General features: G+C 59.8%; 1 protein-coding gene. It reads left to right on the top strand.

Annotated features, from left to right (window positions below; translation table 11 throughout):
* The coding region (locus ABVT36_RS19095; RefSeq protein ID WP_368457982.1) for a hypothetical protein at window positions 1-838 on the top strand (838 nt) is incomplete at both ends.

Raw genomic sequence — 838 nt, 5'->3', positions numbered from 1 at the left:
GGGGCAGCTGGAACCACTATCATCCGCAGTGGGGCTATATCACCCAGGTCACCAGCCCGGATTATGTGGCCGGCACCGCCGGTCAGCGCTACTACCTGCTACAGGGCATGGATGCGCGCGGCAACAGCACCCAGACCCTGTTGGGCAACGGACTGACGGTACAGCGGGGTTTCGATCCGGTCAGCAATCGCCTGCAGGGTATCGACACGAGCCTGATTCCCGGCCTCGGGAGCGTGCAGAATTTGCAGCTCGGTTGGCTCGCCAATGGCAACCTGGCCTGGCGGCAGGATTTTTCCGGGGAACCGGGTTCGCAGAAGGACCTGCGAGAGGATTTTAACTACGACAGCCTCAACCGGCTCACCGCCGTGACCCTGACCAGCGCCAGTGGCATCACCGGCACCAGTGTCAGCTATTCCTCCAGTGGCAACATTCTCAGCAAAACCGGTGTGGGCAACTACCGTTATGGTGCCCAGTGTGGGGTTGCCTATGGTCCCCACGCAGTCTGTGAAACCGGCAGCGGCGCCGGTATCACCAGCTACCACTATGATGCCAACGGCAACCTGTTGTCTGATACCAGAGGCCGCACCCTGCAATACAGCGTATTCAACAAGCCACTGACTATCCAGAAGGGCGGCCACAGCGCACAATTCCGCTATGGTCCCCAGCGCAGCCGCTGGAAGCGCATCGACGATGACGGCACCAGTACCACGGAAACCCTCTATCTGGGCAATGTGGAAAAGGTCTACAAGAACGGCACTACGGAAATCCGTCGCAACATCGCAGGCTTCGTTCTCACCACGGACAAATACGATACGGATATGCGCCAGTGGCAGGCGGA

Origin of the sequence: Microbulbifer sp. TYP-18 (assembly GCF_040932045.1) — a bacterium.
Classification (GTDB): domain Bacteria; phylum Pseudomonadota; class Gammaproteobacteria; order Pseudomonadales; family Cellvibrionaceae; genus Microbulbifer.
Note: the sequence above shows the minus strand (reverse complement) of the source record. Positions and strands in the feature narration are given on the sequence as shown.